Annotated in this window: 26 protein-coding genes; 10 read left to right on the forward strand and 16 right to left on the reverse strand. The window is 50.9% G+C overall.

The features are described from left to right. The first annotated feature begins 112 nt into the window (after positions 1-112). Positions 113-661: an outer membrane beta-barrel protein gene (locus ACLBLI_RS18680; RefSeq protein ID WP_414829032.1), complete on the forward strand. Its 549-nt coding sequence runs from the start codon at positions 113-115 to the stop codon at positions 659-661. Between the two features lie 187 nt (positions 662-848). On the opposite strand, the gene ACLBLI_RS18685 is transcribed toward ACLBLI_RS18680, so the two are convergent. Genes ACLBLI_RS18685 through ACLBLI_RS18700 form a run of 4 tightly spaced genes read right to left on the reverse strand, consistent with a single transcriptional unit; the run spans position 849 to position 4,543 of the window. Continuing rightward, entirely contained in the window at positions 849-1,100 is a 252-nt protein-coding gene (locus ACLBLI_RS18685; protein ID WP_414829033.1) for a YheU family protein, read from the reverse strand. Beyond that, positions 1,097-2,134: a hydrolase gene (locus ACLBLI_RS18690; RefSeq protein ID WP_414829034.1), complete on the reverse strand. Its 1,038-nt coding sequence runs from the start codon at positions 2,132-2,134 to the stop codon at positions 1,097-1,099. Before ACLBLI_RS18690 ends, ACLBLI_RS18685 begins: the two co-directional genes overlap by 4 nt. 26 nt (positions 2,135-2,160) lie before the next feature. Next, positions 2,161-2,649 carry a TIGR02444 family protein gene (locus ACLBLI_RS18695; protein WP_414829035.1) on the reverse strand — a complete coding sequence of 163 codons (489 nt, stop codon included), beginning with the start codon at positions 2,647-2,649 and terminating at the stop codon, positions 2,161-2,163. Beyond that, entirely contained in the window at positions 2,639-4,543 is a 1,905-nt protein-coding gene (locus ACLBLI_RS18700; protein WP_414829036.1) for an ATP-binding cassette domain-containing protein, read from the reverse strand. Before ACLBLI_RS18700 ends, ACLBLI_RS18695 begins: the two co-directional genes overlap by 11 nt. Positions 4,544-4,831: 288 nt before the next feature. Here ACLBLI_RS18700 and ACLBLI_RS18705 point away from each other — a divergent pair, with 288 nt between their 5' ends. Together ACLBLI_RS18705 and ACLBLI_RS18710 are read left to right on the forward strand one after the other, a co-directional pair. After that, the gene (locus ACLBLI_RS18705) at positions 4,832-5,038 is read left to right on the forward strand and encodes a YheV family putative zinc ribbon protein (RefSeq protein ID WP_414829037.1); all 207 of its coding nucleotides are present in this window, start codon (positions 4,832-4,834) and stop codon (positions 5,036-5,038) included. 316 nt (positions 5,039-5,354) lie between these two features. Then, complete coding sequence (locus ACLBLI_RS18710; protein WP_414829038.1) at positions 5,355-6,473, forward strand: DUF748 domain-containing protein; 1,119 nt, start codon at positions 5,355-5,357, stop codon at positions 6,471-6,473. A gap of 129 nt (positions 6,474-6,602) precedes the next feature. Here ACLBLI_RS18710 and ACLBLI_RS18715 read toward each other — a convergent pair whose 3' ends face one another. Further along, a complete protein-coding gene (locus ACLBLI_RS18715) occupies positions 6,603-6,842 on the reverse strand; it encodes a SlyX family protein (RefSeq protein ID WP_414829039.1) in 240 nt (79 codons plus the stop codon). Next, positions 6,832-7,803: a WD40 repeat domain-containing protein gene (locus ACLBLI_RS18720; protein WP_414831010.1), complete on the reverse strand. Its 972-nt coding sequence runs from the start codon at positions 7,801-7,803 to the stop codon at positions 6,832-6,834. Before ACLBLI_RS18720 ends, ACLBLI_RS18715 begins: the two co-directional genes overlap by 11 nt. Positions 7,804-7,973: 170 nt before the next feature. Here ACLBLI_RS18720 and fkpA point away from each other — a divergent pair, with 170 nt between their 5' ends. After that, the gene (gene fkpA, locus ACLBLI_RS18725) at positions 7,974-8,768 is read left to right on the forward strand and encodes an FKBP-type peptidyl-prolyl cis-trans isomerase (RefSeq protein WP_414829040.1); all 795 of its coding nucleotides are present in this window, start codon (positions 7,974-7,976) and stop codon (positions 8,766-8,768) included. A 272-nt stretch (positions 8,769-9,040) separates the two neighbouring features. Here the strand turns inward: fkpA and ACLBLI_RS18730 are convergent, their stop codons facing one another. Then, entirely contained in the window at positions 9,041-9,322 is a 282-nt protein-coding gene (locus tag ACLBLI_RS18730; protein WP_414829041.1) for a hypothetical protein, read from the reverse strand. 167 nt (positions 9,323-9,489) lie between these two features. Between ACLBLI_RS18730 and greB the strand changes: the two genes are divergently transcribed. Together greB and ACLBLI_RS18740 are read left to right on the forward strand one after the other, a co-directional pair. Continuing rightward, the gene (gene greB / locus ACLBLI_RS18735) at positions 9,490-9,975 is read left to right on the forward strand and encodes a transcription elongation factor GreB (RefSeq protein WP_414829042.1); all 486 of its coding nucleotides are present in this window, start codon (positions 9,490-9,492) and stop codon (positions 9,973-9,975) included. A 393-nt stretch (positions 9,976-10,368) separates the two neighbouring features. Further along, complete coding sequence (locus ACLBLI_RS18740) at positions 10,369-12,687, forward strand: Tex family protein (RefSeq protein ID WP_414829043.1); 2,319 nt, start codon at positions 10,369-10,371, stop codon at positions 12,685-12,687. Between the two features lie 424 nt (positions 12,688-13,111). On the opposite strand, the gene ACLBLI_RS18745 is transcribed toward ACLBLI_RS18740, so the two are convergent. From ACLBLI_RS18745 to bioH, 3 genes are all read right to left on the reverse strand, one after another. Continuing rightward, positions 13,112-14,050 (reverse strand): putative metalloprotease CJM1_0395 family protein, encoded by a 939-nt coding sequence (locus tag ACLBLI_RS18745; RefSeq protein WP_414829044.1) that lies wholly within the window; start codon positions 14,048-14,050, stop codon positions 13,112-13,114. Positions 14,051-14,067: 17 nt separating this feature from the next. After that, positions 14,068-14,400, reverse strand: a complete 333-nt coding sequence (locus ACLBLI_RS18750; RefSeq protein ID WP_414829045.1) for a hypothetical protein — start codon at positions 14,398-14,400, stop codon at positions 14,068-14,070. Between the two features lie 430 nt (positions 14,401-14,830). Continuing rightward, on the reverse strand, positions 14,831-15,643 hold the full coding sequence (gene bioH / locus ACLBLI_RS18755) for a pimeloyl-ACP methyl ester esterase BioH (RefSeq protein WP_414829046.1): 813 nt from the start codon (positions 15,641-15,643) through the stop codon (positions 14,831-14,833). 75 nt (positions 15,644-15,718) lie between these two features. On the opposite strand from bioH, the gene ACLBLI_RS18760 reads away from it, so the two are divergent. Then, the gene (locus tag ACLBLI_RS18760; RefSeq protein ID WP_414829047.1) at positions 15,719-16,423 is read left to right on the forward strand and encodes a ComF family protein; all 705 of its coding nucleotides are present in this window, start codon (positions 15,719-15,721) and stop codon (positions 16,421-16,423) included. A 6-nt stretch (positions 16,424-16,429) separates the two neighbouring features. Here the strand turns inward: ACLBLI_RS18760 and ACLBLI_RS18765 are convergent, their stop codons facing one another. Further along, positions 16,430-18,988, reverse strand: a complete 2,559-nt coding sequence (locus ACLBLI_RS18765) for a M14 metallopeptidase family protein (protein ID WP_414831011.1) — start codon at positions 18,986-18,988, stop codon at positions 16,430-16,432. A gap of 199 nt (positions 18,989-19,187) precedes the next feature. Between ACLBLI_RS18765 and nfuA the strand changes: the two genes are divergently transcribed. Together nfuA and ACLBLI_RS18775 are read left to right on the forward strand one after the other, a co-directional pair. Then, positions 19,188-19,766 carry a Fe-S biogenesis protein NfuA gene (nfuA, locus tag ACLBLI_RS18770; RefSeq protein WP_414829048.1) on the forward strand — a complete coding sequence of 193 codons (579 nt, stop codon included), beginning with the start codon at positions 19,188-19,190 and terminating at the stop codon, positions 19,764-19,766. A gap of 1 nt (position 19,767) precedes the next feature. Further along, a complete protein-coding gene (locus ACLBLI_RS18775; protein ID WP_414829049.1) occupies positions 19,768-20,010 on the forward strand; it encodes a hypothetical protein in 243 nt (80 codons plus the stop codon). Here the strand turns inward: ACLBLI_RS18775 and ACLBLI_RS18780 are convergent. Further along, positions 19,970-21,304, reverse strand: coding sequence for an MATE family efflux transporter (locus ACLBLI_RS18780; protein ID WP_414829050.1), 1,335 nt, complete (start codon positions 21,302-21,304; stop codon positions 19,970-19,972). The two genes, ACLBLI_RS18775 and ACLBLI_RS18780, sit on opposite strands and share 41 nt — an antisense overlap. A 33-nt stretch (positions 21,305-21,337) precedes the next feature. Between ACLBLI_RS18780 and ACLBLI_RS18785 the strand changes: the two genes are divergently transcribed. Continuing rightward, positions 21,338-22,429 carry a polysaccharide deacetylase family protein gene (locus ACLBLI_RS18785; protein ID WP_414829051.1) on the forward strand — a complete coding sequence of 364 codons (1,092 nt, stop codon included), beginning with the start codon at positions 21,338-21,340 and terminating at the stop codon, positions 22,427-22,429. Positions 22,430-22,606: 177 nt separating this feature from the next. Here the strand turns inward: ACLBLI_RS18785 and ACLBLI_RS18790 are convergent, their stop codons facing one another. Genes ACLBLI_RS18790 through ACLBLI_RS18805 form a run of 4 tightly spaced genes read right to left on the reverse strand, consistent with a single transcriptional unit; the run spans position 22,607 to position 25,752 of the window. After that, a complete protein-coding gene (locus ACLBLI_RS18790; protein WP_414829052.1) occupies positions 22,607-23,203 on the reverse strand; it encodes a GNAT family N-acetyltransferase in 597 nt (198 codons plus the stop codon). 8 nt (positions 23,204-23,211) lie between these two features. Continuing rightward, positions 23,212-23,853, reverse strand: coding sequence for an SCO family protein (locus ACLBLI_RS18795; protein ID WP_414829053.1), 642 nt, complete (start codon positions 23,851-23,853; stop codon positions 23,212-23,214). After that, positions 23,850-24,770, reverse strand: a complete 921-nt coding sequence (gene cyoE, locus ACLBLI_RS18800; protein WP_414829054.1) for a heme o synthase — start codon at positions 24,768-24,770, stop codon at positions 23,850-23,852. Before cyoE ends, ACLBLI_RS18795 begins: the two co-directional genes overlap by 4 nt. Then, positions 24,763-25,752 (reverse strand): COX15/CtaA family protein, encoded by a 990-nt coding sequence (locus tag ACLBLI_RS18805; RefSeq protein WP_414829055.1) that lies wholly within the window; start codon positions 25,750-25,752, stop codon positions 24,763-24,765. The genes cyoE and ACLBLI_RS18805 overlap by 8 nt, the downstream gene beginning before the upstream one ends. Between the last annotated feature and the right edge of the window lie 5 nt (positions 25,753-25,757).

Genomic DNA, 25,757 nt, shown 5'->3' on the forward strand with positions numbered 1-25,757 from the left:
TAAAATAGACTTATTTTTTAGTACGTTAACGTGATTTATTAAGAAATTTCTTATAGCTGGCAAGGGACTTGCTCCCGTCTTCGGGAACAAGAGATAAAAGGAGTACTTGAATATGCGTAAATCAATTAGCTTACTGGCTGGTGCAATAGCAATCACAGCATCAGGCATTGCAGCAGCCTCGCCAAACTGGCAATACGTTGAGGGTGGCTATACTCAGATGGACTTTGACGGGAATGAGTCGTTCGAGCCCGATGGTCTGGCAATAGAAGGCAAATACGCATTGAATCAGAATATTTACCTCAATGGTGAATACCGTTTCTTTGAAGAGGGTAACTTTGATTTCGATATGCTGACGGTGGGTGGCGGTTATCGCTTGCCAGTAAACAGCACGACTGACGCTTACTTCGGCGCAAATCTGGAGCGTGTTGATACCGACGGCTACGACGATACTGGCTACAGCGTAAGCGCGGGTTTACGTTCCATGATCACTGAGCAGGTTGAGTTGATGGGAGAGATTGGCTATTACGACGTTGATGAAGGCGACGCGACGTTTAAGTTTGGCGGAAACTATTACATTACCCCTCAATGGGCTGTAGGTGCCAGCTATGAAGTGATTGACGAAATCGACATTATGCAAGTAACTGCGCGCTACGCGTTCTAATGTATCACTGGCGGGTGTCTGAAGGATGTCCGCCGCTGGTTATACCAATCGTCGCCACAAACGAAGATTGGTATCAACGCGACCTGGCCGGCATTCCTCCTCAGACCGGTCAGGTCGCCACCCTTCCATCAGTTAACACTCACTTACATCAAGCATTAATATAGTAAAGTCACATGATATTCGTTTATCAGTAATCGCGGTTTGACTCTGCGGACTCATCCTCGTCTGATAAGGCATCTTTTGATTTGATATCAATGCTGTCGTGAAGCTCTGAATAGTGTAAAACGGCCTCCCCGCTTTTCAGGTTCGCCAGCACCTGCTCAACTTTGTCATCAAAGTTCATTTCCACATCACCATAGTCCGTTCCTTCGCGCAGAACAAAAGACTCAGCAATGTTTCTAAGTGTATCTGTCGACAGCTCCTGGATAGGAATTATCATTTCGCCTCCTGATAGTGCGCATCATCCGTTACGGGCAAGTGCGCTTTTACGAACCGTTCTACTCTGTCGTGCAGCCATACTGTTGGTTTGAGTACATTTCCCTGCATAAAGCCCACATGGCCGCCCTGTTCACTTAGCTCCACCGTGACCGGCCGCGCGAGATCCTGTTCCTGTGGCACGACTAGGTGATTCATAAACGGGTCGTCGATGCTATGTAATACCAGCGTAGGACAGTGGATCGCGCTGAGAAAGTGAAATGCGCTGCATTTTTCATAGTAATCAGCCGAATCTCTGAAACCATGCAACGGTGCGGTAACCTGCTCGTCAAACTGCCTGAAGTCCTGAATAGCATCGACATCTTCCCGTTTCAGCTGAATAAGGCTACGGTAGTCGATCGTTTCCATTTTTCGTTTCAACGTGGCTTTCATGCTGGCTAACAGATATTTCTGATACACCCGCGAAAAGCCCTGATTGATGCTTTGTGCACATTCCGCCAGTTTGAGTGGTGCCGACACCGACACAGCGGCATTCAGCCACTTTTGTGCGGGATTTTCTCCCAATAGTTTAAGTAGCATATTACCGCCAAGCGAAAAGCCGATCCCCACTTTCGGCAGCGCTGGAAAGCGCGTACTGAGCCACTCAAGAAAAAAGGACGGATCCTCTGTCTCGCCAGAGTGATAGGCGCGGGGCAAGCGGTTAGGCTCGCCGCTACACCCACGAAAATGCATCATCACAACTTGCCAGCCGTGCCGGCTGAGAGACGCCATCATGTCGTTCGCGTAATGAGAACGAATACTGCCTTCCAGTCCATGAAACATTGCTACTACGCCGGTGGGCTTTTCAGGCTGAGGCCCCCATGCAATGTCGATAAAATCGCTGTCCGGCAGTTCCAGCCTCTCCATCGTATATTTCAATGGCATACGCTTTTGAATAAAACGCGGCCAAATCGTCTGGATATGCCGGTTTCTGGCCCAGGCAGGGGCGCGGAAACAACTTTTAATAATCTGTCCGTGAGATAAGCTTTTCTTTGTCATAGTTTATTCTTGTGCTAACCGCGGCTTCAGGCCAGTTTTGCCTGCGTCATCAGATACGTCAGGCTGGCTCTTGCGTCCTGCTTGTTTTTTAACCCGTAAAAATGTATCAGAGCTACAATACTGGGGTTCACTGCATCTCCTTCAAACTGTTGCGCTGCTAAGGCATTGAACGCATCCGCCAACACCTGCTGGCATCGCTTCTCCAGTTCCAGTTCCTGCGCCTTCAGTTCTTCGTAAAGTGCTTTATCGCCACCGTTATCGGGATGACAGGCGCGACGAGTACCCCGGTGTGCAAGTAGCTGTTGATCGATGTCTATTATCGCATCAGACAGCTTTTGTATGGCTGGCAACGTCACAATCGCGTTGTGCGTCATACACCAGCAAACCAAAAGTAGTAAGTTAACGTTTACCTGATAGTTATCCTGCAGCGACAGGCAGTGTGATGCCACATCCTCGCGCTCGTACAATCGCACGCTGTACTGCCAGAATGCTTCCTGAGTCAGACTAGCTGGCATGGTCATACTCCTTTCGGGCTAGCTCCAGTGACTCCTGCGCATCCAGCCACGCCATTTCCTCATCTTCCAGCGCCTGCTTGGTCGAGCTTTGCTTATCCAAAAGCGTCATCAGCTCTGCTTTGTTTTCCTCATCGTACAACTCGGTTCGTGTGAGAGCCTGCTCAACTTCTGCCAACCTTGCGGACAGGGTTTCCATCGCTTTTTCATGCTTATCAATGGCCTTCTTCAATGGCGCGACTGACTGCCTGAATTCTGCCTCTCGCCGCTTTTCAGCCTTACGGTCAGGTTTTGGCTGCTCTGGCTTTTCAGCTGCTTTTTCTTCATTTTGCTGTGCCAAGATCCATTGTCGGTAATCATCCAAATCGCCATCAAAGGCGCCGACACGGCCACCATCAACCAGATAAAAGTCTTCACACACCGAGGCCAGTAAGAACCTGTCGTGAGACACCAGCACCATTGCGCCGCTGAAGCCCTGCAAGGCCATATTCAGTGCATGACGCATTTCCAGATCGAGGTGGTTGGTCGGTTCGTCCAACAGCAACAAGTTCGGCTTCTGGTAAACTATCAAGGCCAGTACCAGCCTGGCCTTTTCTCCACCAGACATCGGTGCCACCGCACCCAGCGCTTCATCGCCGTGAAAGCCAAAGCCGCCGAGAAAATCACGTAAACTTTGTTCGGTGGCCTTTTCATCCAGTCGTTGCAAATGCAGTAAGGCGGACGCCTTTGGATCCAGAGTTTCCAGTTGGTGCTGCGCAAAGTAGCCAACGTTAAGCCCTTTGGCTGTAGAAAATATCCCCGACATAGGATTGTGCACGCCAGCAAGTAACTTGATTAGCGTTGATTTACCCTGGCCGTTACGGCCCAACAGGCCAATCCGACTTCCCGGTACCAGATTCAGTTGCACCTGCTCCAGCACAACATGCTCGCCATAGCCGAGCTTCACTGATTCCATTTGCACCAGCGGGTTAGGCAACGCGGTGGGTGCTTCAAACTCAAAATTAAACGGACTGCTGGCATGGGCAGGCAGCAGGGTTTCCATCCTTTCGAGCTGTTTGATGCGGCTTTGCGCCTGTTTGGCTTTACTGGCTTTGGCTTTAAAGCGGGTGATAAAAGACTCGAGGTGCGCAATCTTATCCTGCTGCTTCTGGTACTCAATATTCTGCAACCTGATGCGCTCAGCGCGCTGAGTTTCATAGGCAGAATAGTTACCCGTGTAGGTCACTAACTGTTGCTGTTCAACTGAAAGAATGTGCTGGACAGTACTGTCAATGAAGGCTTTATCGTGGGATATCAACAGCAGTGTGCCATCGTAGCGCTGAAGCCACTTCTCCAGCCAGATAACCGCATCCAGGTCGAGGTGGTTCGTCGGCTCATCTAACAACAATAAGTCAGAGGGGCACAGCAGTGCCTGAGCCAGATTCAGGCGCATGCGCCAGCCGCCCGAGAAATCAGAAACAGGTGCAGTCAGCTGACGGGGGCTAAACCCGAGCCCGGCCAGAATTGTCGCCGCGCGGGCTTCTACGTCATATGCGCCCGCTTGCTCAAGCTGACCATGGACACGGCCAATAGCCTCACCATCCTCTTTCTCTTCCGCTTTTGCCAGCTCTGCCTGCAGAGCGCGCAGGTGCTTATCACCATCGATAACGTAGTCGATGGCAACCCGATCTGAAGAGGGCGTTTCCTGTGCCACACTGACGATGCGCCACTGCGAGGGTACGTGGCACTCACCGGTATCAACACTCAGCTCTTTTCTGAGCAAGGCAAATAAACTCGATTTTCCACACCCATTCGCACCGATAAGGGCGACCTTATGGCCGGGGAATACCTGCGCAGATGCGTGGTCTAACAGGACTTTGCGTCCCCGCATCAGGGTAACATCTGTCAGCTTTATCATAGGTACGTACATCCGGCCAGTATCAAGGGCGCGTATCATACCAAATCTACCAGACACGATTAATACTCTTGCACCGACAATCTGCCTCTCAGACACGGTTTTTCACAGCACCCGATACCTGAGCCAGATTTTGCTGGTGCAACACACGGGATTACACCGTGTTAATGCCATGCGCCGGTAAATTGCTGTATAATACGCGCTAAAGTGAACAGAAGGCCGTGGCAACACATACCGTCTCCTGTTGCAGCATCGCAGGTGTATTCATCTGCTTCCACGCGTTGAGGTATTATGCAAAAACGAGTGAAAAGACGCTTCATTGCCGGCGCGACCTGCCCTAAGTGTCAGGCGCTGGATACCATTTCGTTGTACTTTGAGAACAACGTTGAGAAATTAGAATGCGTTAAATGCGGGTATTCTGAGGCGCAAACTGATGACGCCGTAAAGTCTCAAACCCGAGAACAAGAAAACGTTATTGGTTTGTTCAAACCGGAATAGGAATAGCAGGCATCGTTACCAATTTACCAACAGTGTGAAAGGTTTCCTGCTATGACAGTCGCCGTATAATTTCTTTTTTGTGACACTTAGCAATTAAGTGTCACTGCCATTTTCCTCCTCCGCCTACAGGCTCCTGTACCGAGGCCGCTTCGAATAAGGCCTGGACAGCACATCATTGCCGCTACCATGATCACTCTCAGCCGTTATCAGCGCTGCATCGCTGGTAAAAAAGTGGTGGCACAGGAATTGAAACAACTGACAGATGCAATAGTTTATTCCGGACTGTCGCCACCGGCGGCCCGGCAAGGCGAGGTGTATGACACGCAAACTCTGGCTGTATCCACTTCTTGTGATCGCGTTACTTTTACTTTCAGCGCGTATCGCCATGCCCTACGCTGCGCAGTGGTATATCAACAAAACGCTCAGCCAGCCAGGCTCGTATGATGGCCGGGTGGGAGATGTCGATCTGATGCTGTGGCGCGGAGCCTATTCTCTTGAGCAAGTGCTGCTGTATAAAGAAAACGGTGAAGTAGACAAACCGTTATTCAGGGCAAATTATGTTGAGTTTTCTCTGCTCTGGTCTGCGCTTTTTGATGGTTCTGCTGTCGGCTCCGTGATAATTCGCGAACCGGAGATAAACTTCGTTGATGGACGGGATCAGTCCAGAAGCCAGATCGGCCGAAACGAAAACTGGCTAAGTATTGCCAACCAGCTGTTCCCACTGAAAATCGATCGACTCGACATTTTCAATGGTCAGATAGCCTTTCACAATCCCGACACTACACCGCAAATACATATTTCATTACACGATATCCGACTCATTCTGCGCAACCTGGTGAATAGCCGCGATCTGTCAAAAGACATGGTGGCAACGCTTAACGCGACTGGACAGACTGCTGAGCAGGGATATATTTCAGCATCAGGCTCGATGGATCCCAGCACAGCAAAGCCCACATTTGATATTAATGTAGAGGCTAGCAATGTGGCGCTGGTAAATTTCAGAAACCTGTTAGATACATACGCGCCATTTGACCTGGAAGCCGGTTCGCTGGAATTCGCTATGGAGTTGGCAGCGGATAATGGCAGCATTACTGGTTACGCGAAGCCAGTCATTCATAATGTCGAAGTGTTTTCCTGGAAAGGTGACATCGAGCGAGATGGCGACGGCCCTTTTGAGGCTATCGGTGAAATGGCCTCAGCCTTTGTGACTGAGCTGTTTGAAAACCAGTCGGAAGATCAGATAGCCACACGGATTCCGATAGAAGGGACGCTCAGCGATCCTGAAACTGACACGTTCAGCACACTCGGTGGTGTATTAAAAAACGCGTTTATCAAAGCAATGCAGGGCAGCCTTGAAAACAGCATCACCCTGGATGATGTGAAGACAGAATCCGAGCCGGACGAAGCGAGTGCCGAAGACGCTGCTGGCGTCTGAAGAAACCGGGCTCGATATCAGGCTAACTTGCCGTGCTCAGGCTGATTGCGGTTCACGGGCACTGTATTTTCAGATGACATTCACTGCGGGAACGGTTTATCAGTGCTCTCACGGTGACTTTTCGAATCATCAATAGTGTGGAGGCGGTGTTTCCTCTGACTGTTTGGCAATGTTCGAGGTTTGCATGGTTTTCATGCGGTCAATAACATGCTTCATCTTGAACGACAGATCATCCAGTTGCTTTTGCTGTGAGGTCAGCGCGTCATTCAGGCTCTCAATGGTATGCTCCTGAAAGGCGACCTTTGTTTCCAGTTCTTCAATTTGTTGTTGTGCCTGCGCTAGCGCATCTGCTGTGTTGTTAATTGTCATGATTTACTTCCCAGATTTCTGCCAGGCCACTGCTGCTTAATGAAAGTATGCGGTCATCATCGATAAACCCGACACCATATACCACGGCGGTCGGCGGACTATGATCCTGCCGGGGTTCAACTTCCCATGACTCCAGTTGCTCGCCGGTCTGCACATCCCATAAAAAAATCCGTCGGGACGGCGAGCCGGTTAGCAAGTACTTACCATCTGCAGAGAAAACGGCATCGGTGAATATTTTCTGGCGCGCAATATACTGCAAGTTGCTGATGGGTTCACCTGTTTGTGCATCCCATATCTGCGATTTCTGCTGACTGTCAGCGGTAAATACATAGCGACCCTGATCGTCCAGCGCCACCAGCGTCACCCGGGTAGGATGATGAAACGTGTGAATGATCTGCCCGCTCTCGGTACTCCACAGGTACGCTGTGTAGTCGTTTCCACCACTCACGGCGAATCGTCCATTGGGTGAAATATCTACGCTGTTTACTTTCTCCTGATGGCCCAGGAATTCGAGGCGGCGCTGGGTTTGCGGCTCGAAATACATCACGGTTCCATTCGACCGGCCCACCAGAATCCCTCGCCCTGCATTAGCCACAGCAATATCGCGTACTGACGATTCGTCTATTCGCCAGAAACCTTCAGGCTCACCATTGTTCATATTCCACAACGCAAAGGCGGTGCGGTCTGCGGTCACGGCGTACTGGTTGTCAGCAGAAATGTGTACCAGAACAACGGTGTTGTCCGCCCCGCCCTGGTGGCTCCACTGGAACGTCGGTGTATCTGATCCGGTTTTCCAGACATTAATGCCATTATTTACCCCCGACACCACACTTACCGTTCCATCCGGTGAGATGTCAGCGGCGTAAGCCCCTTCTTCTACTGCGCGCGATGTCTTCAGCGGTGTCGTATCGGGTATGGTACAGCCGCTCAACGCACTGCACATTGCGAAAAATAACGACATTGGCAGGAACAATCGTGGGGTTAACATAGTCAAATGGCTTTCGCTTTACAGTCACTGGGTTTACCATAGCACGGAACCTATTACTTTTGACATCGTGTTTAACGCGCTACATGGCGCAGTTTTATTGAGCAAGAGGCACGATAAGACCTATAACTTTTTGGAGATGTTTTATGCAAAAGTCGCTTGTCGCCCTATCTACTATTGCTGCATTAGGCCTTTTTGCCTGTCAGCCGCAAACTGAAGAAGCAGCTGAAACTAAAGACGTGGCAGAAACGCAGGAAACTGCAGCACAGTCAGTTGCGGCTGAAGAGATGACCGATGCGCAGAAACAAGCTTACGCAATGGGAGCCAGCATGGGGCTGTTCGTACAGCAACGTGCGCAGCAGCAGGAACAACTTGGCGAGCCAATGGATAAAGACGCGCTGAAGCAGGGCTTCGATGATGCACTGAAAGACGCTCTGAAGTTTACCCCACAGGAAATTCAACAGTTTGCACAAGCTGGTGAAGAAGCCATCCGCGTTAAGCAACAGGAAATGGCGGCCAAAGCAGCTGAAGAAAATATTGCTGAAGGCGAAGCATATCTTGCGGAAAATAAGAATCGTGAAGGCGTAATGACCACAGAGTCTGGCCTGCAATACGAAATTCTTGAAGAAGGCGAAGGCGCAAGCCCGGCGGCAGAAGATACCGTGAAAGTACATTATAAAGGAACGTTGCTGGACGGCACCGAGTTTGATTCATCTTATAAGCGTGGTGAGCCAGCGGTTTTCCCATTAAACCGTGTTATCGCGGGCTGGACGGAAGGCGTACAGCTAATGAAAGAAGGTGCAAAATATCGCTTCCATATTCCTTCAGAGCTGGCATACGGACAACGTTCACAAGGTGCAATCACACCGAATTCAACGCTGATTTTCGATGTTGAACTACTGGAAGTAGTTGAAACGGAAAGCCAGGACGCGTCTGAATAAACGTTAAAACGCGCCCAAGAGAAAAGCCGACGGTTTGCGTCGGCTTTTTTGTTTTCAAGACAGCGTAATCCTTGCTCACCTTATCCCTACGTGCATGGACGCCTGTATGGGTTCAAGCGCGTACCTGGCTAGTAAGTCAGGCTATTCGTAATATGCTTGGTATCTCGAATTTTCACTTCTAAGTATAGTTCACGCTGACAACATTGCCGGTGACTGAACGATCTTTTTTGGAACGATTTTATCTAAAGATGAGGCTGATATAACATCTTGATTTAGCGGGGACGTCGGCGGCGCTCTTTGCGCGTTCTGAGTGTGGCATAGTGATGCAAAATGATGTGACCTACTTTATACATGAGCATACCCACAAGTAGCATCAGACCGGTGCGCAGGGAGTCAATGCGAACCAAAACATCAATCATGCCAACAATAACCAGCAGCACACCAGTGAGGAAAAGCAGAAAGCCAACGATCGTCGCGCTTGTCGCTGTGGCATTGGTTTTCTTGTGATGACCGCTCATAGGTTGAGTCTCATCGTTAGCTAAAGGTGCTCGCAATGTATTAGTCCTTTACCGAGTTAATAATTAAGACATTGCCTTTCAGCATCTGTTCAAATTTTATTCTTCCTTTGCGAAAAATACGCAAAAAGTGTTATAAGCCATAGCGGCAGTTAATTATTATCGGCATCTACTCAACAATTGTTATTGTAAAAACAGACCTCATTGTGAAAACACCACTTGTGACCCGAAAGGGCTATCAGAAATTACGAGAAGAACTGGACTATCTGTGGCGTGAAGAGCGTCCGGAAATTACGCGCAAAGTGACCTGGGCCGCCAGCTTAGGGGATCGAAGTGAGAACGCCGATTACCAATATAATAAAAAGAAGCTGCGCGACATTGACCGTCGGGTACGCTATCTGCGCAAATGCCTTGAGAACCTGAAGGTTGTTGATTACACCCCACAGCAGGAGGGCAAAGTTTTCTTTGGTGCCTGGGTAGAAATTGAAAACGATGACGCAAAAGTAATGCAATTGCGCTTAGTTGGCTACGATGAAATTTTTGGCCGCAAAGACTACATTTCTATCGACTCTCCAATGGCCCGCGCCCTGGTGGGAAAAGTCGAAGATGACGATGTGACTGTCAAAACCGAAGCCGGCACGTTTACCTGGTGGATAAACCGGATTTGGTATGACCCGACAGATAAGATTTGATCTCAAAATACAAGTTTATGCCCGTTGCCATGGTGCAACTTTGCCACTGCGAGCCACCGGTATAACCTTTCAGTGTCACCGCCCGTAAGAAGCGATGTTGATGAGGGCATTTGTTTGTCTTGAGCGATGTGTTTACAGCGTAAAATCGCTTCCTCTTACGCATAGCATTGATAGATACGAGAATTGGCCTGCTTGCAGAGATAATCGGACTTCTGTCACCGGGGGGCTGTAGTATATACTTGCTCCACTTTTTTTCGTGCTAGGGGTGAATTGACCTTTGCCACATGTTTTTACAGCAACCGCAAAGGCACGGTCAGCACATCCCGCAACCGGGACGCGATAACATTGCGCCGGTGTCTATTTTTACTGACGAGTTAGGTCTCAGAGTCTTATATGATCATAAACAAAATCGCCGACGAACTTGCCGTTAACCCGGCACAGGTTCAGTCCGCCGTCGCGCTGCTGGATGAAGGCGCAACTGTTCCATTCATCGCCCGCTATCGTAAAGAAGCCACGCAGGGTCTGGACGACACCCAACTGCGTAATCTGGAGCAGCGACTGACCTATTTGCGCGAGCTGGAAGACAGACGTAGCGTGATCCTCAAATCTATCGAAGAGCAGGGCAAACTGACTGACGCGTTGCGCAGCCAGATAGACAGTGCAGACAACAAAACCTCACTGGAAGATCTTTACCTGCCTTATAAACCTCGCCGCCGAACAAAAGGTCAGATAGCCATAGAAGCCGGCCTGGAGCCGCTTGCTGACGCGCTGTTTAACGATCCCGCACTGGAGCCGGAAAGCCAAGCGCAGCAATATATTAATGCTGACAATGGCGTGACGGATACTAAAGCAGCGCTGGAAGGCGCCCGTTATATTCTGATGGAGCGCTTTGCAGAAGACGCCGGTTTGCTGGCAAAGATTCGTGATTACCTACAAAAGAACGCCCACGTCACCAGCACGGTTGCCCCCGGTAAAGAAAATGAAGCAATAAAATACAAAGATTACTTTGCACATTCTGAAAAACTGAGCAAAGTGCCTTCGCACCGTGCACTGGCCATGTTCCGTGGCCGCAACGAGGGTATGCTGCACATCCAGCTTAATGCCGATCCACAAAATGAAGACACCACGCAGTCTTCGCACTGTGAGCATATTATTGCCGAGCATTATCAGATCACACATCGCAACCGTCCGGGTGACAACTTCATGGCGCAGGTTGTGCAGTGGACCTGGAAGATTAAGATAGCGCTGCACATGGAAACCGAACTTTTCAGTGCACTTCGCGAGCAAGCCGAAGAAGAAGCCATCAACGTCTTTGCGAAAAACCTCAACGACCTGCTAATGGCGGCACCGGCTGGCGCAAAAACCACAATGGGGCTGGATCCTGGCCTGCGTACCGGGGTAAAAGTGGCCATTGTTGATGCTACCGGTAAAGTCGTTGCCACCAACACCATTTTTCCACATGCGCCGCAAAACCAGTGGGATAAGTCGCTACGTACGCTGGCCACATTGTGTAAGCAGCACAAGGTGGATCTCATCAGCATCGGTAACGGTACCGGCTCTCGTGAGACCGACAAGCTGGTTGGCGATATGCTGAAGGCCAACAGCGACCTGAAGGCTCAGAAAATCATGGTGAGTGAGGCCGGCGCCTCAGTTTACTCGGCGTCGGAACTGGCATCAAAAGAGTTACCGGGAATGGATGTCTCGTTACGTGGTGCGGTATCTATCGCACGTCGCCTGCAGGATCCACTTGCTGAGCTGGTAAAAATCGAACCCAAAGCCATTGGTGTTGGTCAGTACCAGCACGATGTCAGCCAGAGTCAGTTGGGTAAGTCGCTGGACCGGGTTATCGAAGATTGTGTAAACGCTGTTGGCGTCGATTTAAATACCGCCTCACCAGCACTACTTAGCTATGTGTCTGGTCTTAACCGCACTCTGGCGCACAATATTGTGCAGTTTCGCGATACCTATGGCGCGTTTGGCGATCGCAAAGCGCTGCTGAAAGTGGAACGTCTGGGACCGAAAGCCTTTGAGCAGGCCGCAGGATTTCTTCGAATTGTGAACGGCACCAACCCGCTGGACAGCTCTGCGGTTCACCCGGAAGCGTATCCGGTAGTCGACAAAATTGTCGACCACACCGCCGTCGCCGTTAACGACCTTATAGGTAATACCGACTTATTAAAAAGCTTGTCACCCGACAACTTTACCGATGACGACTTCGGCTTACCCACCGTAAAAGACATTCTGAAAGAGCTGGATAAGCCCGGCCGCGATCCTCGTCCGGAGTTTAAAACCGCGACGTTTAAAGAAGGGGTTGAGACCCTCAACGATCTTAAGCCCGGAATGATTCTGGAGGGAGTGGTAAGCAACGTGGCCAACTTCGGTGCGTTTGTGGATGTGGGTGTTCATCAGGATGGTCTGGTGCATATTTCGGCGCTGACAAACAAATTCATTTCGGACCCGCGCGAAGTGGTTAAAGCCGGTGATATTGTGAAAGTGAAGGTGATGGAAGTCGACGTCCAGCGCAAGCGCATCTCCTTTACCATGCGCCTGGATGATAGCCCGGCTCCTGCCAATAAGTCTGGCGCAGGCAAGCCTAAAGGCGGTCAGAAACCGAAAGGCAAGTCTTCAGGGCAGCGGCAAAGCGGCCCGTCGCAAAATCAGGCTATGGGTAACGCCTTCGCCGATGCGTTTGCCAAGGCAAAGCAAAAGTAACAACATGATAGCCCCGCAACGCGGGGCTATTTTTTTTTGCGCCAAATTACGTAACACCAGAAAACCACGCCTTCCCCGCAGATGAAAGTGAAAAAGAACCGCATGGGGTAACTGCACAAGGTTGTGATGGATGCGTTGGGGCCTTTCACCAACTGGCACCTGCAGGCTTAAGTTCTATGGGTATATCCGTGGGATGCTGCGGCATTGTTAACTTCGCTGCCTTCGTGGCTTGGATTTCGTCGTCGCTGAGCGCCTTTGCGCGAGGCACAACGCAGCCAACCCTGTCTGAAACTGACTATAAAGCCCGGAGCGCGGACTGCCACCCGAATATCAATACAGCACGTGTCGCAGCACAAAAAAATACCTGAAACTGCAGAACCGATGCCGCAAAACCACTTGAACGGGCGAGAACTAAAGAAAGTTGTTACGCGCTGACAGAAAAGCCCGCGTTACTGTTGTCGGACACGCCAGAGTAAAAACGCTGAATAACGCCGATGCGCGCTGACATTTCATCAGCAGGGTAGTTCAGCGAGCGATTACCGGGCTCATCACTGTTGTTGCCCATGCCTTCGCGCGCTTCCAACATTGCTTCATCCAACGTTCTGGTGGGTATAGACACATTATTGCTGTCAATAATGTCATCAAGAGAAGGGACTGACTGCGATGTCGCTTCTGCCTCAAAAGACTCGCTGGTTGCGGCAACCTCTTTACGATTAGCCTCTGCAATTTCCTTGCGTGCATCAAAGGCTTTCTGAGACGCTTCCGCCGCTACTTCTAAATCCTGAGGCGAGGGTTGAGCCGGTGCCAAAGCAGCAGCCCGACCCTGCTGCATTTTCTGTAAGGTTTGTTCTGGCGTCTGTGCACTGGAAATATCGATAGAGACTTCGCCGTCTGTAGCATAGCGTTTTCCATCCGGCCCGGTAGTAAATTCATACTGAGGCGCACCCGCGTACTGTCCACCAATCGTCGCGTGCGCTTTCTCATGAGTCCGCACTTCCTGATCTCGGGTCTTTAGTTGCTGAACTTCTTGCTGTTCTTTCTGACGCTGCTCTGCATCTTCCTTACCGGCACTTTCATCGCTGGCATTATCCTTAGAAACATCCGTATCACCTGGCGCCTGTGAAAAGCTCTGGGCGACGTTACTTTGGATCTGAGGACGCTCGTAAGTGACTGGTGCTGGTGCCTGGCCGGGACTTTTTGCACGATCGCTTTCAGACCCCAGTCCTTTTTGCGATGCACCCTGCTCATTTTCAGAGGCTTGCGGGATCGTTTCGCGCAGCACATTGTCACGCCGGGCCGATTCCGTATTCACGTTGGCCGTGGGAAACACCAGCGATGTGGGGATGGGGGTGACAATGTTCATGATAGTCGTTAACGCCGTTACGCCAGGGTATCAATAATGGTTCCGACAGTATCGAAAGCCACATCAAGTACTTTTGCAGAGGCCTGTGCGTTTATGCTGTTCAGCTTTAACGACACCAGCTCGGATGTCATGTTACCTGCGCTTTGTGGCAGGGTTTCACGAATATTTTGCAGTCCGGTTACGGCTGCATTAGTCAAAACCGCGCCCGCGCCATCCTCGCTAACCTGCGTCTGTGCGCTGCGCTGTGCAATATTCATGGACGCCTGCGTCATCCCCTCGAAGGATTTCTGCAAGCCAAACTGACCAGAAACAATTGCCGAATTGATACTGTTATCAATAATGCTCGACATATCACTACCTCTCTACTCTCATGGCTAATTATTAACCAAATCCGGTAAAAAGGGAAGTTTTTGCAATTATCCGCCAACCTCAATGGTGTGTGAGAAAGCGTATCGTTATTTTTGCAAGACAACCTTTAGCGGGCGATCCAGACTTTGGGACAACAGATGCCTGGAAAACAAATCAGATTCATTTTCCGAACCAGCTGCGGTACAGGGCAGGCCCTGTTCAATCTCGACTGAAATGAGATAGCGGGCAGTGGCACCGGTGACGCCCTCGCGCACGCGGAGAGCACCGTGAATGACTCACACCGATGACTCACTCTGCCATTTATTTACCACGCCTGTTATTTGCTGCACCAATTACCGAACTATTTTCTTACCCTGCCTAACCGGCCTTTCTGCAGAGACGATAATGTGTCGCAAGCACAGCCCGCGACAATTAAGATGCTTTGCGCCGATGGGACAACGACGCCATAAACTGGGTAATTATGTCGGCAGTCTGCTGCGGATGGGAAATAAACGGTGCATGCGCGGCATGGGGCAGCACAACGGTATCGGATTGGGGGTGAAGCTGGCATATCATATCAATCCCGCTGGTAGGAACCAGGCTGTCCAGTCTGCCATAGAGCCTTAGCGTGGGCTGCGTAATGCGGCCGATGCGGGGGCGCAGATCTTCGCTGGAAAGTAGCTTCAGCCCTTCTTTCAGCGCATGGGGAGCCGGGTCGGGATGCGCGGTAATGTGGGTTTTAATGGCTTTAATGTCTTGTCGGGCCGTATCGCTACCCATAGCCTGAATGGCCAGAAACCTGTCCAGCGTTTTGCGATAGTCAGTTTCCAGTTGGCTTTCGAATTGCGAAAGCAGGTCTGGTGCGATACCCGGCCATCCCGCGCCACCAATAAATCTGGGTGTGGACGCAATCGTGATAACCCCGGAAACCGTCTCTGGCAGTGAAAGGGCCAGCTGTTGCGCAACCATCCCGCCCAATGACCAGCCAGCAACCACGCAATCCTCAGGAAGTTTACCTTCCAGTGATGCTGCTATGGTATCGACATTATAGGGGTCGGGGACGTGCTCTCGACTGTTGCCAAATCCGGGGAGATCGATAACGGTAACCCGCCAGTCGTTTTCCAGGTAAGGGATAAAAGAGGAAAAGGCACCACTGTTCATGCCCCAGCCATGCAGAAAAACCAGATCTTTTCCTGCGCCATGAGTACGGCTGAAAACCGTGTCCGATACATGCGAATCTATCACTTTCGACTTCCCGGTACTGATTCTGAGAAAAGTGTAGCACGGGAAATTTACAGCACACCAGAAAGAGTTTCCGATATGGTTAATTTCTCGCGCCGCTACTTGCCTAATTTGGCTTGTCTACTGTGTCAGCAGGCAAGTCGCACGCCAGTTTGTCAGTGGTGTTCAGACGAAATGCAGTGGCTGGCCCCACCCGGTGAAGGTGAAAATTTACTGCTAAGGCCGGATATCGCAAGCGCTGTGGCACACTCACACTTCACGGCACTGAAAGCGGCAGCCTGGTACACATGGCCGTTTGATTCGCTCATCCATGCCCTGAAATTTTCCCACAAGTTCACCCTTGCTGATTATCTGAGTGATGCTTTTTTACAACAGTATCCTGTAAATCAGGCTGCCTTGCCGGATCTGCTATTACCCGTGCCTATGACATATCGGCGTTACTGGCACCGTCATTACAATCAGGCTGTTGAGATCTGCAAAAAGCTGGCAGCGAAATATCAGCTGCGGTGGGAATCACAGTGGGCACAACGTATCGACAACAGGACTCAGCACACCCTTGGACGCGAGGACAGAAAGCAGCATGCACAGCAGGCCTATTGTTTACAGTCTCACTTATCGCGGTGTGATGGCGGCGCACCACAACGTGTAGCAATCATTGACGATGTGGTAACGACCGGCCAGACCGCCAACAGTCTTGCGGCGGCGCTCAAAGCGCAGTGGCCATCACTGGCTGTGGAAGTGTGGACTATGGGAATTACACCGGCGCCGGGACAGCGCCGGTGATATCACTTACTTAAGCAAAGCAGACTGATAAATAGCGTTACTCATCAGCTTATTCGTACCATACCAGTAACCACGAAAATGCGGGTTATCAGTGAAGCCAATCACCAGACCCTCGCCATAGCGCTCGGCGACAACGGCCGTGGTACCTCCGATTAACTCGACAAGTTGCGGCGCACTGTACCCCGCTATAAGCGGCGATTCGGTGTAGCGTGCTACGGTCGTAAACGGTGAGTTGTCACTCTTTACTATCATGTTCGACGTTTTAAACATCGGCAGGGTGGATGAGGTATAACCGTAAAACAACGGGTGTGACGTATCAATGCGCGTCTCGTACACAGAACCCGCAATGAGCTTCTTCGCATACAGTGCATCTCTGTCAGCAAAGGTGAGTGAATCGGTATCGAACGCATCGTCAATCGTTTCACGGCTGGCAATATCAATTTTCAGCCATTCATTCTGAGCAAACAGGCGCAGTGCTGATTTTTGCCCTATAAGCACACCGCCGCTGTCTACCCAATCGGCGATAGCATCAATGGTATCTTCATCAAGTTTTCCATAGCGACCACTGGCCATGACAATGTGCGTATAGTTGTTAAGCGATGTTCGCGCCAGACGTGACAGCTCTATCAGTGAAGCAGGAAGTCCTACGCGCGTATCCAGATAATGCCAGATTTCACCGACTTCATATTCGCTGGTGCCTTCACCCCCCACCAGCAACACTTTGGGGAGTAATACCGGTGTCATTTCCCGGCTTCCTAAATCAGAACCTGCGGGCGTTAACCCGCTGCGAATGGCGTGCACAGGCATATTCAGCTCATTTGCCTGCGATGTTAACAGGCTAACCAGATTGTCAGGTTGAGAAAGGCCAGCAGGAATTAAAATACTTCCGGGGGCAAATGCGCGCGTCGAGCCATCAACCATTTTCGCCGTAAAGCCTTTTCCTGCTGTGCGCACCATCGCGCCTGACTCAAGCAATGCCTGTAACATAGCTGGCGCCTGATAGTAGTCCCAGTCAAATGCGTATGCATAGGCGTCATCCGGCAGCGTTTGAGTGGCGTTGCGTAGTGCAAGTGTAGCGTTGGCTGCCGTTTTGACTTTACGGCGATCACCTCGCTCTACCGCAACATAATCGATGTTGAAGGCCAGCGGCAAATTCCAGTTGGAGACGTCATAAAACGTATTGTTTTCGAAATTTTGCTGGGTTGAAAACAGCGAGGAAACCAGACGATACTGTGACTGTTCAACGGGGATGTAAATAGCCTTATTTGCCATAAATGACTTACCGTTAACGTCCACATCGCGGTTCACGACTTCAAACTCGACGGTATGACGCTCAAGTAAATCCAGCATGGCGGCAAATCTGCCGGTATCTTTAGGCATGGCCAGCACGTACCCGGCAGTGTCACTGTTTTTCGCCGCGTCACGGGTATCTTTTACGAAACTCGACTGGTAGTTCAGGATGGCGGGCTTGTTAGCCATTGCGCCTTTAAAAGTACTCAGAGAGGTCGTAACCTGATTCTGGATGGTATCTGCAAAGCGAACTTTACCATTAATGGAATCCTGAACGTGCCCACGGCTACTGCCTTGCTCGAAGAGGATCCCGATGCTGCCGTGTACGTCAGGATAGGTCGACCCTTTGCCTACGTAAAAATCATCAAAGTCTTCTTCTGAGAAATAGAGCTCGCCACGTTCATCAAAGGCGGCAGCATGGTATTCTGCCAACGCTTCTGTCAGCGTCACGTTGCCATCAGGCGTGATAGGGTTCTTGCGTGAACGTACGCCAGGCTGGAAGAAATAGGTGCTATTGGTTCCCATTTCGTGAAAATCAGTAAGGATGTGCGGTCGCCACTGGTGGAACTGCTTGATGCGTGCACGTGATTCCGGGTGCGTCAGTAATAACCAGTCACGGTTCAGGTCAAACCAATAGTGGTTTGTGCGGCCTGATGGCCAGCCTTCTTCATGCTCGCGGGTTTCAGGATCACTAACCAGCTGTTTACCTTTATGCATATTGGCCCACTGCGCAAAGCGGCCTAATCCGTCCGGGTTGAAAGACGGGTCAAGCAACACCACATTGTTACGTAGTAACCGGTTTACATCTTCCGACTGCGCTGCAGCCAGATAGTAACCGATAACCATGGCAGCGTTACTGCCAGATGGCTCGTTACCGTGAATGCTGTAACCCATATAAAAGATCAGTGGGTCGCCGTCTTTCGGTGCATTACCACTTTTCCAGGCGTCCAGATGTTTTTTTCTGATAGTGTCAATTCGCTTCTGATTGTCGGGAGCGGTAACGGTGAGCAGCAAAAGCGGACGGTTTTCGTGGGTACGACCGGTTTCTTCAATCGTGATCCGATCTGACGCCTCTGCCAGCGCCCGCATGTAAGTCACCAACTGATCATGCCTTACGTGCCATTCGCCTACCTGTGCACCGATAACCTGCTCAGGTGTCGGGATTGCGGGGTCATAGGTAACGCCTGCGGGCAGATAATCAGCCACAGGCTTGCCGCCGGTTTCGGCCGGAACCAGGCTGGCAGCAGAGACAAAACCGGAAACGCTCAGCAGCATACTGAACGCGACAAGGTGACGAGCGCGCTTAGCAAGGCGTAGCGTCGAATGAACGAACTGATACGTCATAGTGTTCCCATCTTTTGTTGCATGAATTTTTATGATTATGACAATCTGAGAAAACACTTCAATACTTGACTGTTTTACTCAGGTAAATTTGTTATCATTAGCCCCATCTAAATAAATGTAGGACTTGTTGATGATCACTATATCAGAAGAAGCACAAGCTCACTTCGCGAAATTACTGGAAAAACAAGAGTCTGGCACGAATATTCGTGTATTCGTCGTAAATCCAGGGACGTCGTCGGCAGAGTGCGGCGTGTCCTATTGCCCGCCTGATGCTGTTGAAGAAGGCGACATAAAACTTGAATTTAAAGGTTTCGACGCCGTCGTTGACCAAGAGAGCGCCCCTTACCTGGAAGAAGCGGAAATTGATTTTGTGACTGACCAGATGGGGTCGCAGCTAACGCTAAAAGCACCGAATGCTAAAGCCCGCAAGGTGTCTGATGATGCACCTCTGGTTGAGCGTATCAATTATATGATCGAATCTGAGATTAACCCGCAGTTAGCCAGTCATGGTGGCCAGGTTATGCTGGTTGAAGTGACAGAGGAAGGCTTTGCGGTATTACAGTTTGGCGGTGGCTGTAACGGCTGTTCAATGGTAGATGTCACCTTAAAAGATGGCATAGAAAAGCAAATGCTTGAAGAGTTTGCCGGCGAACTCAAGGGCGTTCGAGATGCTACCGAACACCAGGCTGGCGAGCACTCGTACTACTAATATGACGACTCCGCAGCAGCGCTGGCAGGGATTCATCCGCGGCCTGGTTCTATTTTCAATGGGCGCGCTGCTGCTGATTTTTACCGCTGAATATTCAGTGTGGCTGTATTGGCTGTCACTGGCAGTGCTGCTGACCGGTTTTGCAATTGCAATGCGCTACTATGCCGGGATCTTTTTGCAGCGCATGAGCGCGTTCAAAGATGCTAAGCGGATACTAGCGCGTCGCGACGAGCGCGAGAAATAAAAACCCACCCCAGGGTAAGCCCCCGCGCCAGTAAAAAACTCAGTAAGGCGTACCACAATGCCTCGTTCCCATTCTCTGAAAACAGCCACCAAACCGGGAAATAGGCTACCGCAGCACTGACAATCATCGTGTCGCGCATCGCCGCAGACTGCGTGATACCGACAAATACTCCGTCAAACAAAAAGCACCAGTGTCCCAGTAGTGGCAATAGCACCATCAGCCATAAGTATTCTGACGCAGCATCGCGAAGGTGTGGTAAGTCAGTCAGCAAGGCAATGATGGCATCGCCAAACACGTAAAACAGCACCGCATAGGCAATCGCAAACAGTGATGACCATAACAATCCGCGCTGCGTCTGCTCCACCACTGCCCGCTTGGACTTTGCGCCTGCCGCTTCGCCCACCAGAGCCTCAACGGCATAGGCAATACCGTCCAGTCCAAGAGCGATTAATACGAAAAACTGCATCAGAATTGCATTTATCGCAGCAGGCGTTTCCCCCAGCCTCGCTCCCTGAAGCGTCAGAAAAGCCAGGCATACCTGCAACGCCAGGTTCCGTATCAGCATGTTACCGTTGAGTTTCAACAACACTTTTCTGGCTGCAGAGTTAAACCACTCAGCCTTTGGCGAAACACCTTTGCAATGCGCCAATGCTATCCACATCGACATTAGTAGCATCGTGTATTCAGCTGCGATGCTTGCCAGCGCCACGCCGGCAACAGACATATCGAAACCATAGACCAGCAATACGTCTAAACCGGCATTTAGCAGGTTGCCCACAATCTGGATAAAAAGCACCGCGCGAGTCTTTTGCTGCCCTACCAGCCAGCCCACCAGCGCAAGATTGAGAATGGCCGCGGGCGCGCCCCACACGCGAACCTGGAAGTAAGCTTCAATATGTTGCAACACCTCAGGGCCCGGAGATGCCAGCCAGATACCGGCGCGCAGAACCGGAACCTGCAAAAGCAGCAGCCCCATGCCTAAAGCCAACGCAATAGCACAGGTTTGCCACAGGGCCTTGGCTGACTGGGTCAGCGGATCGTGCGGACTCCCTCTGCCTTGCGCACTCAAACCGGTAGCCGACATTCGCAGAAAGCCGCATACCCAGTAAATCTGCGTTAGTATTAACGTTGCTATTGATGCTCCTGCCAGCATAGCGGAGGAATCCATATGCCCCAGTACCGCCGTATCAACCAGACCGAGCAAAGGCGTGGTAATATTGGCCAGGATCATAGGAAACGCCAGCGTAATTAACGTTTTGTGGGCCTGCCAGCCGTGCGGCACCGTTGCTGTCATGGAAATGTAGCACCCGCAAATTAAGGAGGAATCGTGAAGTATAACATGGGTTTGCGACAAAAAATCGGGATCGCTTTTGGTCTGATTGCTGCAGCACTGATACCGGGCGTGAGCTACGCTCAGACGGACGACAACGGCATGGATAACGCCGTTATTTTGCTCTATCACCATGTGGCAGAGAACACACCTGCAAGCACCAGTATTTCACCGGATACCTTTGCTGAACACATGGAATACCTGGCGAATAACCATACTGTACTGGGGCTACCAGAGGTGATTTCCGCGCTTCGCCAGGGTGACACGCTCCCTGAGCGCACTGTTGTTATTACGTTCGATGATGGCTACGACAATATTCTTACCAACGCACACCCAATACTGAAGCGACACGGATTCCCCTATACCATATTCATTAATCCTGAAGAGATAGGCAGCAACCGTAGTCAGCTAACCTGGGAGCAGGTAGAGACGATGCAAAACGATGGCGTTGTGTTTGCTAATCACACGCTTGATCACTTGCATATGCTGGAGCGCAAACCGGGAGAATCTGAGAGTGCCTGGCTTAAGCGCGTGTGGAGCAATGTTACCGAAGCCGAAGATATTCTTGAAGAAAAGACCGGGCGCTCGCTTAAATATCTCGCATACCCGTTTGGTGAATATAATCTTGCTCTGGCCAATAAGCTCTCGCAAGCGGGCTATATTGGGTTTGGCCAGCATTCCGGTGGTGTCAGCAGCGAAAGCCAGTTTTCTGCGCTGCCCCGCTTTCCAGCCGCGGGCCCTTATGCCAACCTGAAAACTTTAAAAACTAAACTGGAAAGCCTGGCGATGCCAGTGTCGTCATATACACCGGAAGACCCTATGATAAGTGACAAAGGTGCACCGCCCAAAGTGACGTTTACGGTGACCTCAGAAGATGTCGACTTAGGTCGCGTTAACTGCTTTTTTGGTGGTGATACCATCACGCCGCGCGTAAACAAGATGACTGCCACCGTCACGCTTGACGACGCTTTACCTGTGGGACGCTCAAGAATTAACTGTACCGCGCCGTCGATTGCTAAAAGCGGGCGTTATTACTGGTACTCGCAGCCATTTTTTGTTGCCGACAGCAACGGGAAATACCCCGATTAGTGACACGACAGCAGTGCCTCCCACGCGCTCAGTCCGAACTGATGATTACCAGAGGACGCGTGGTTGCACCGCGACAATACGTTTTGCCCCAAATTATAACGTTCGAGTGGCACTGACATCAGTGCTCATTGCTTGCAAACGGAAAGGGAGTCGGTGAGTATTACTTTTGCGCTTCCCTTATGAGGGCCGCACGGCTCTGATCATCTGGAGAAAGGGGGCAGCATGTTGATGCTCACCAAAGCCCAGCGCCTGATAGAACTGCCGGGCAGTTTCATTCGATACTTCCACATCCAGCACCATGGCAAATTTTTTCAACTCTCTGGCTTTTTCCTCAGCAACACCAAGCAGTGCCCGGCCAACGCCCTGACGCCTGGCATCGGACGCCACTGACAAATGCCCTATTCCCAACTCTGTCACTAATGGTGGGTGCAGGGCCGCGCTAAAGCGCTGACTACGCATCACCACATCTATCGACTTATCCAGCCCAAAATGTTCAGTGATTGAAGAGAGCGTATCGCGATCGAAATCAGCAGGGAGTTTATCATGCCAGCAGGTCATCAGACCTACCACCTTGTCATCTATGCAGGCCACCCAGTGGTTTTGAAAGCCATACTGACCGTACCCGTTTGACCAGGCGTAGCATAAATATTGATAGGCGGAATCTCGCTCACCATTGCCAAAAATATCAATGAGAAGCTGCTCACCAGAGTCAAGAAGAAGTGGAACCGCACTTGCCATGTCGGCGGCGGTAGCCGGACGTATATTCAGGTTCATACATACTACTAGGGTGCGACAATAACCGGTAAATCAGCAAGTATTTGATTTACGTCGGCAACCGCCAGCGTTCCCGGCTCCGAAACGGGCTTAAAGCGTCCTATAACTTTAGCATCTGGATTGATTAATACCACGGAAGCGCTGTGATTAACCAGATAATTGGGATCATCGGTGCTCTGGGCCATGGCGTACATCATTCCCATGCTGCGAACCAGTGGAAACAATTCGGCGTGCTCACCGGAAACCGCGGTAAACTCCTCATTAAAGTAGCTGACGTAGTCGTTCAGTCGTGCAGTTGTATCCCTGTTGGGATCTACGGAAATAAACCACACTTTCACCGGTTTGTCTGATTCCAGTTGCTGGATCTTTGGATAGGCCCCGCTCAACGCCGCCATGGTAGTCGGACAAATGTCCGGACAAAACGTATAGCCCAGAAAAGCGAGTGTCCATTGTCCTTTCAACGCTTGTGGCGTCACCGTATTGCCATGATGATCGGTCAACGTGAAGTCTGTAAGCTCCCTGGGCTGCGGAAACTGTTGCAAATGCTGAGGCTGCGTGTCATCAGTTGGCGGCGCTATATATACCGCACCGATGACACCCAGAATAAGGGCGAGGCCGGCCGCCAGACCGGCTACTGCACGTTGATTCATAAGCTTATTGGAATGTAGTGATCGACCAGTAATACCACAAACAATATCATGAGATGAACGATGGAGTACTTAAATGTTTGCATGGCAGTTTTATCGGTAGCAGCGAATTTCAGTTTCCACGCATACATCATAAATCCGGCATTCAGCGCCGTTGAGCCAATAAGATATATCAGATTGCTCATTCCGGTGAGATAGGGAAGCAGGCATACCAGACATAACAATACGGTGTAGAGCAACACTGACGTTTTGGTAAACTCAACACCGTGAGTGACCGGCAACATCGGCACCTTCGCCTTCGCGTACTCTTTTTCTCTGTGAATTGCCAGCGCCCAGAAATGCGGCGGGGTCCAGGTGAAAATGATTAACACCAGAAGCAGTGCGTGGGCGTGAATTTCTCCTGTCACGGCAGTCCAGCCCAACAGCGGTGGAGCCGCGCCAGCCAGCCCACCAATAACGATGTTTTGCGGTGTCGCGCGTTTTAAAAACATCGTATAGACAAAGGCGTAGCCCACCAAACTGGCAAGGGTTAACAACGCGGTAAGCCGGTTTATTGCAAACTCCAGGATCCCATAGCCCGCAACCGCCATGACGGCTGCAAAAATCAGTGCATGAGTGACAGACACTTTCCCTTTCGCCACGGGACGGTTGTAGGTTCGTGCCATCTGGCTATCGATACGATGATCCACAACATGATTAATCACCGCTGCGGCACTGGATAACAAGCCAATTCCCGCAAGGCCTGCAATCAATACCTTCCAGTCCACCCATTGCGGTGTTGCCAGACACATGCCTACCAGTGCCGTTAGAAGCAGCAGCATCACAACATTGGGTTTGGTCATTTCATAATAATCACGCCACGACGCCGTAGCCCGTGTCGCCGTGCTTGATGCAGAGGAAATCGAAGCAGATTTAGCCATAAGACGCTCCCTGAGGTCGATAGAGAGAATAGGTGATCCATACCATCACCAGCAGAAGACAGGCGGCCACAGCATTGTGTGCCACCGCAATAAATAAAGGCAGACTGAATACGACGTTGCTGATACCCAATCCAACCTGAATCAGCAGCACGGCAAGCAACATCGTGCCGCCGGTTTTCATTTTACCTGAATAGCCGCGCATCAGATGTAGCGCCAGCCAGGCAAGATAAACAAAAGTCACGACAGCGCCCGCCCGGTGCACAATGTGCATGGTCATGCGCTCTGCGTAATCATGTGCGCCAAATTCATAATTCACCGCGTCAGGCACGCTATAAGCGCCGGCAAAGTCCAGACGTGACGCCCAGTCTCCTTCACAAACAGGAAACTCCGTACAGGCCAGCGCTGCGTAGTTGGCCGACGTCCAGCCTCCCAGCGCAATTTGTATTACCAGAATCACAACACCAATGATGGCGATTAGCGGTATGCTGGCTGTCGCCTGCGATGTATGAGGCACCGCCTTAGGCCCAAGCCGTAAATATAAGAGAAACAGACAGGACAACACCGCAAACCCGCCCAGCAGATGCCCCATTACCACGACAGGTAACAAATTCAGGGTAACGGTCCACATCCCCAGTGCCCCCTGAAATATCACGAGTTCTAATAGAAATAGCGGCAGTTTCTTCGGTTGTGACGGTTCACGCCTGACCAGAGCCAGAATACCGATTGCAAGAATACACAAGCCCAAAGTACCGGCGAAGTACCGGTGAATCATTTCGTTCCACGCCTTATGTGCTTCTACTGGACGTTCCGGAAAGGCCGCATTTGCAGCGGCTACTTTCTCTTCAGACAACGGCACTGTTAAATGACCATAACACCCAGGCCAGTCAGGACAGCCAAGCCCTGCATCCGTCAGGCGGGTGTAAGCCCCAAGAATAATGACAACCAGGGCAAGGCCCAGACTGAACAATACAAGCTTCTTCATTAGCG

It is taken from the genome of Alteromonas sp. H39, assembly GCF_047556435.1.
Lineage (GTDB): Bacteria > Pseudomonadota > Gammaproteobacteria > Enterobacterales > Alteromonadaceae > Alteromonas.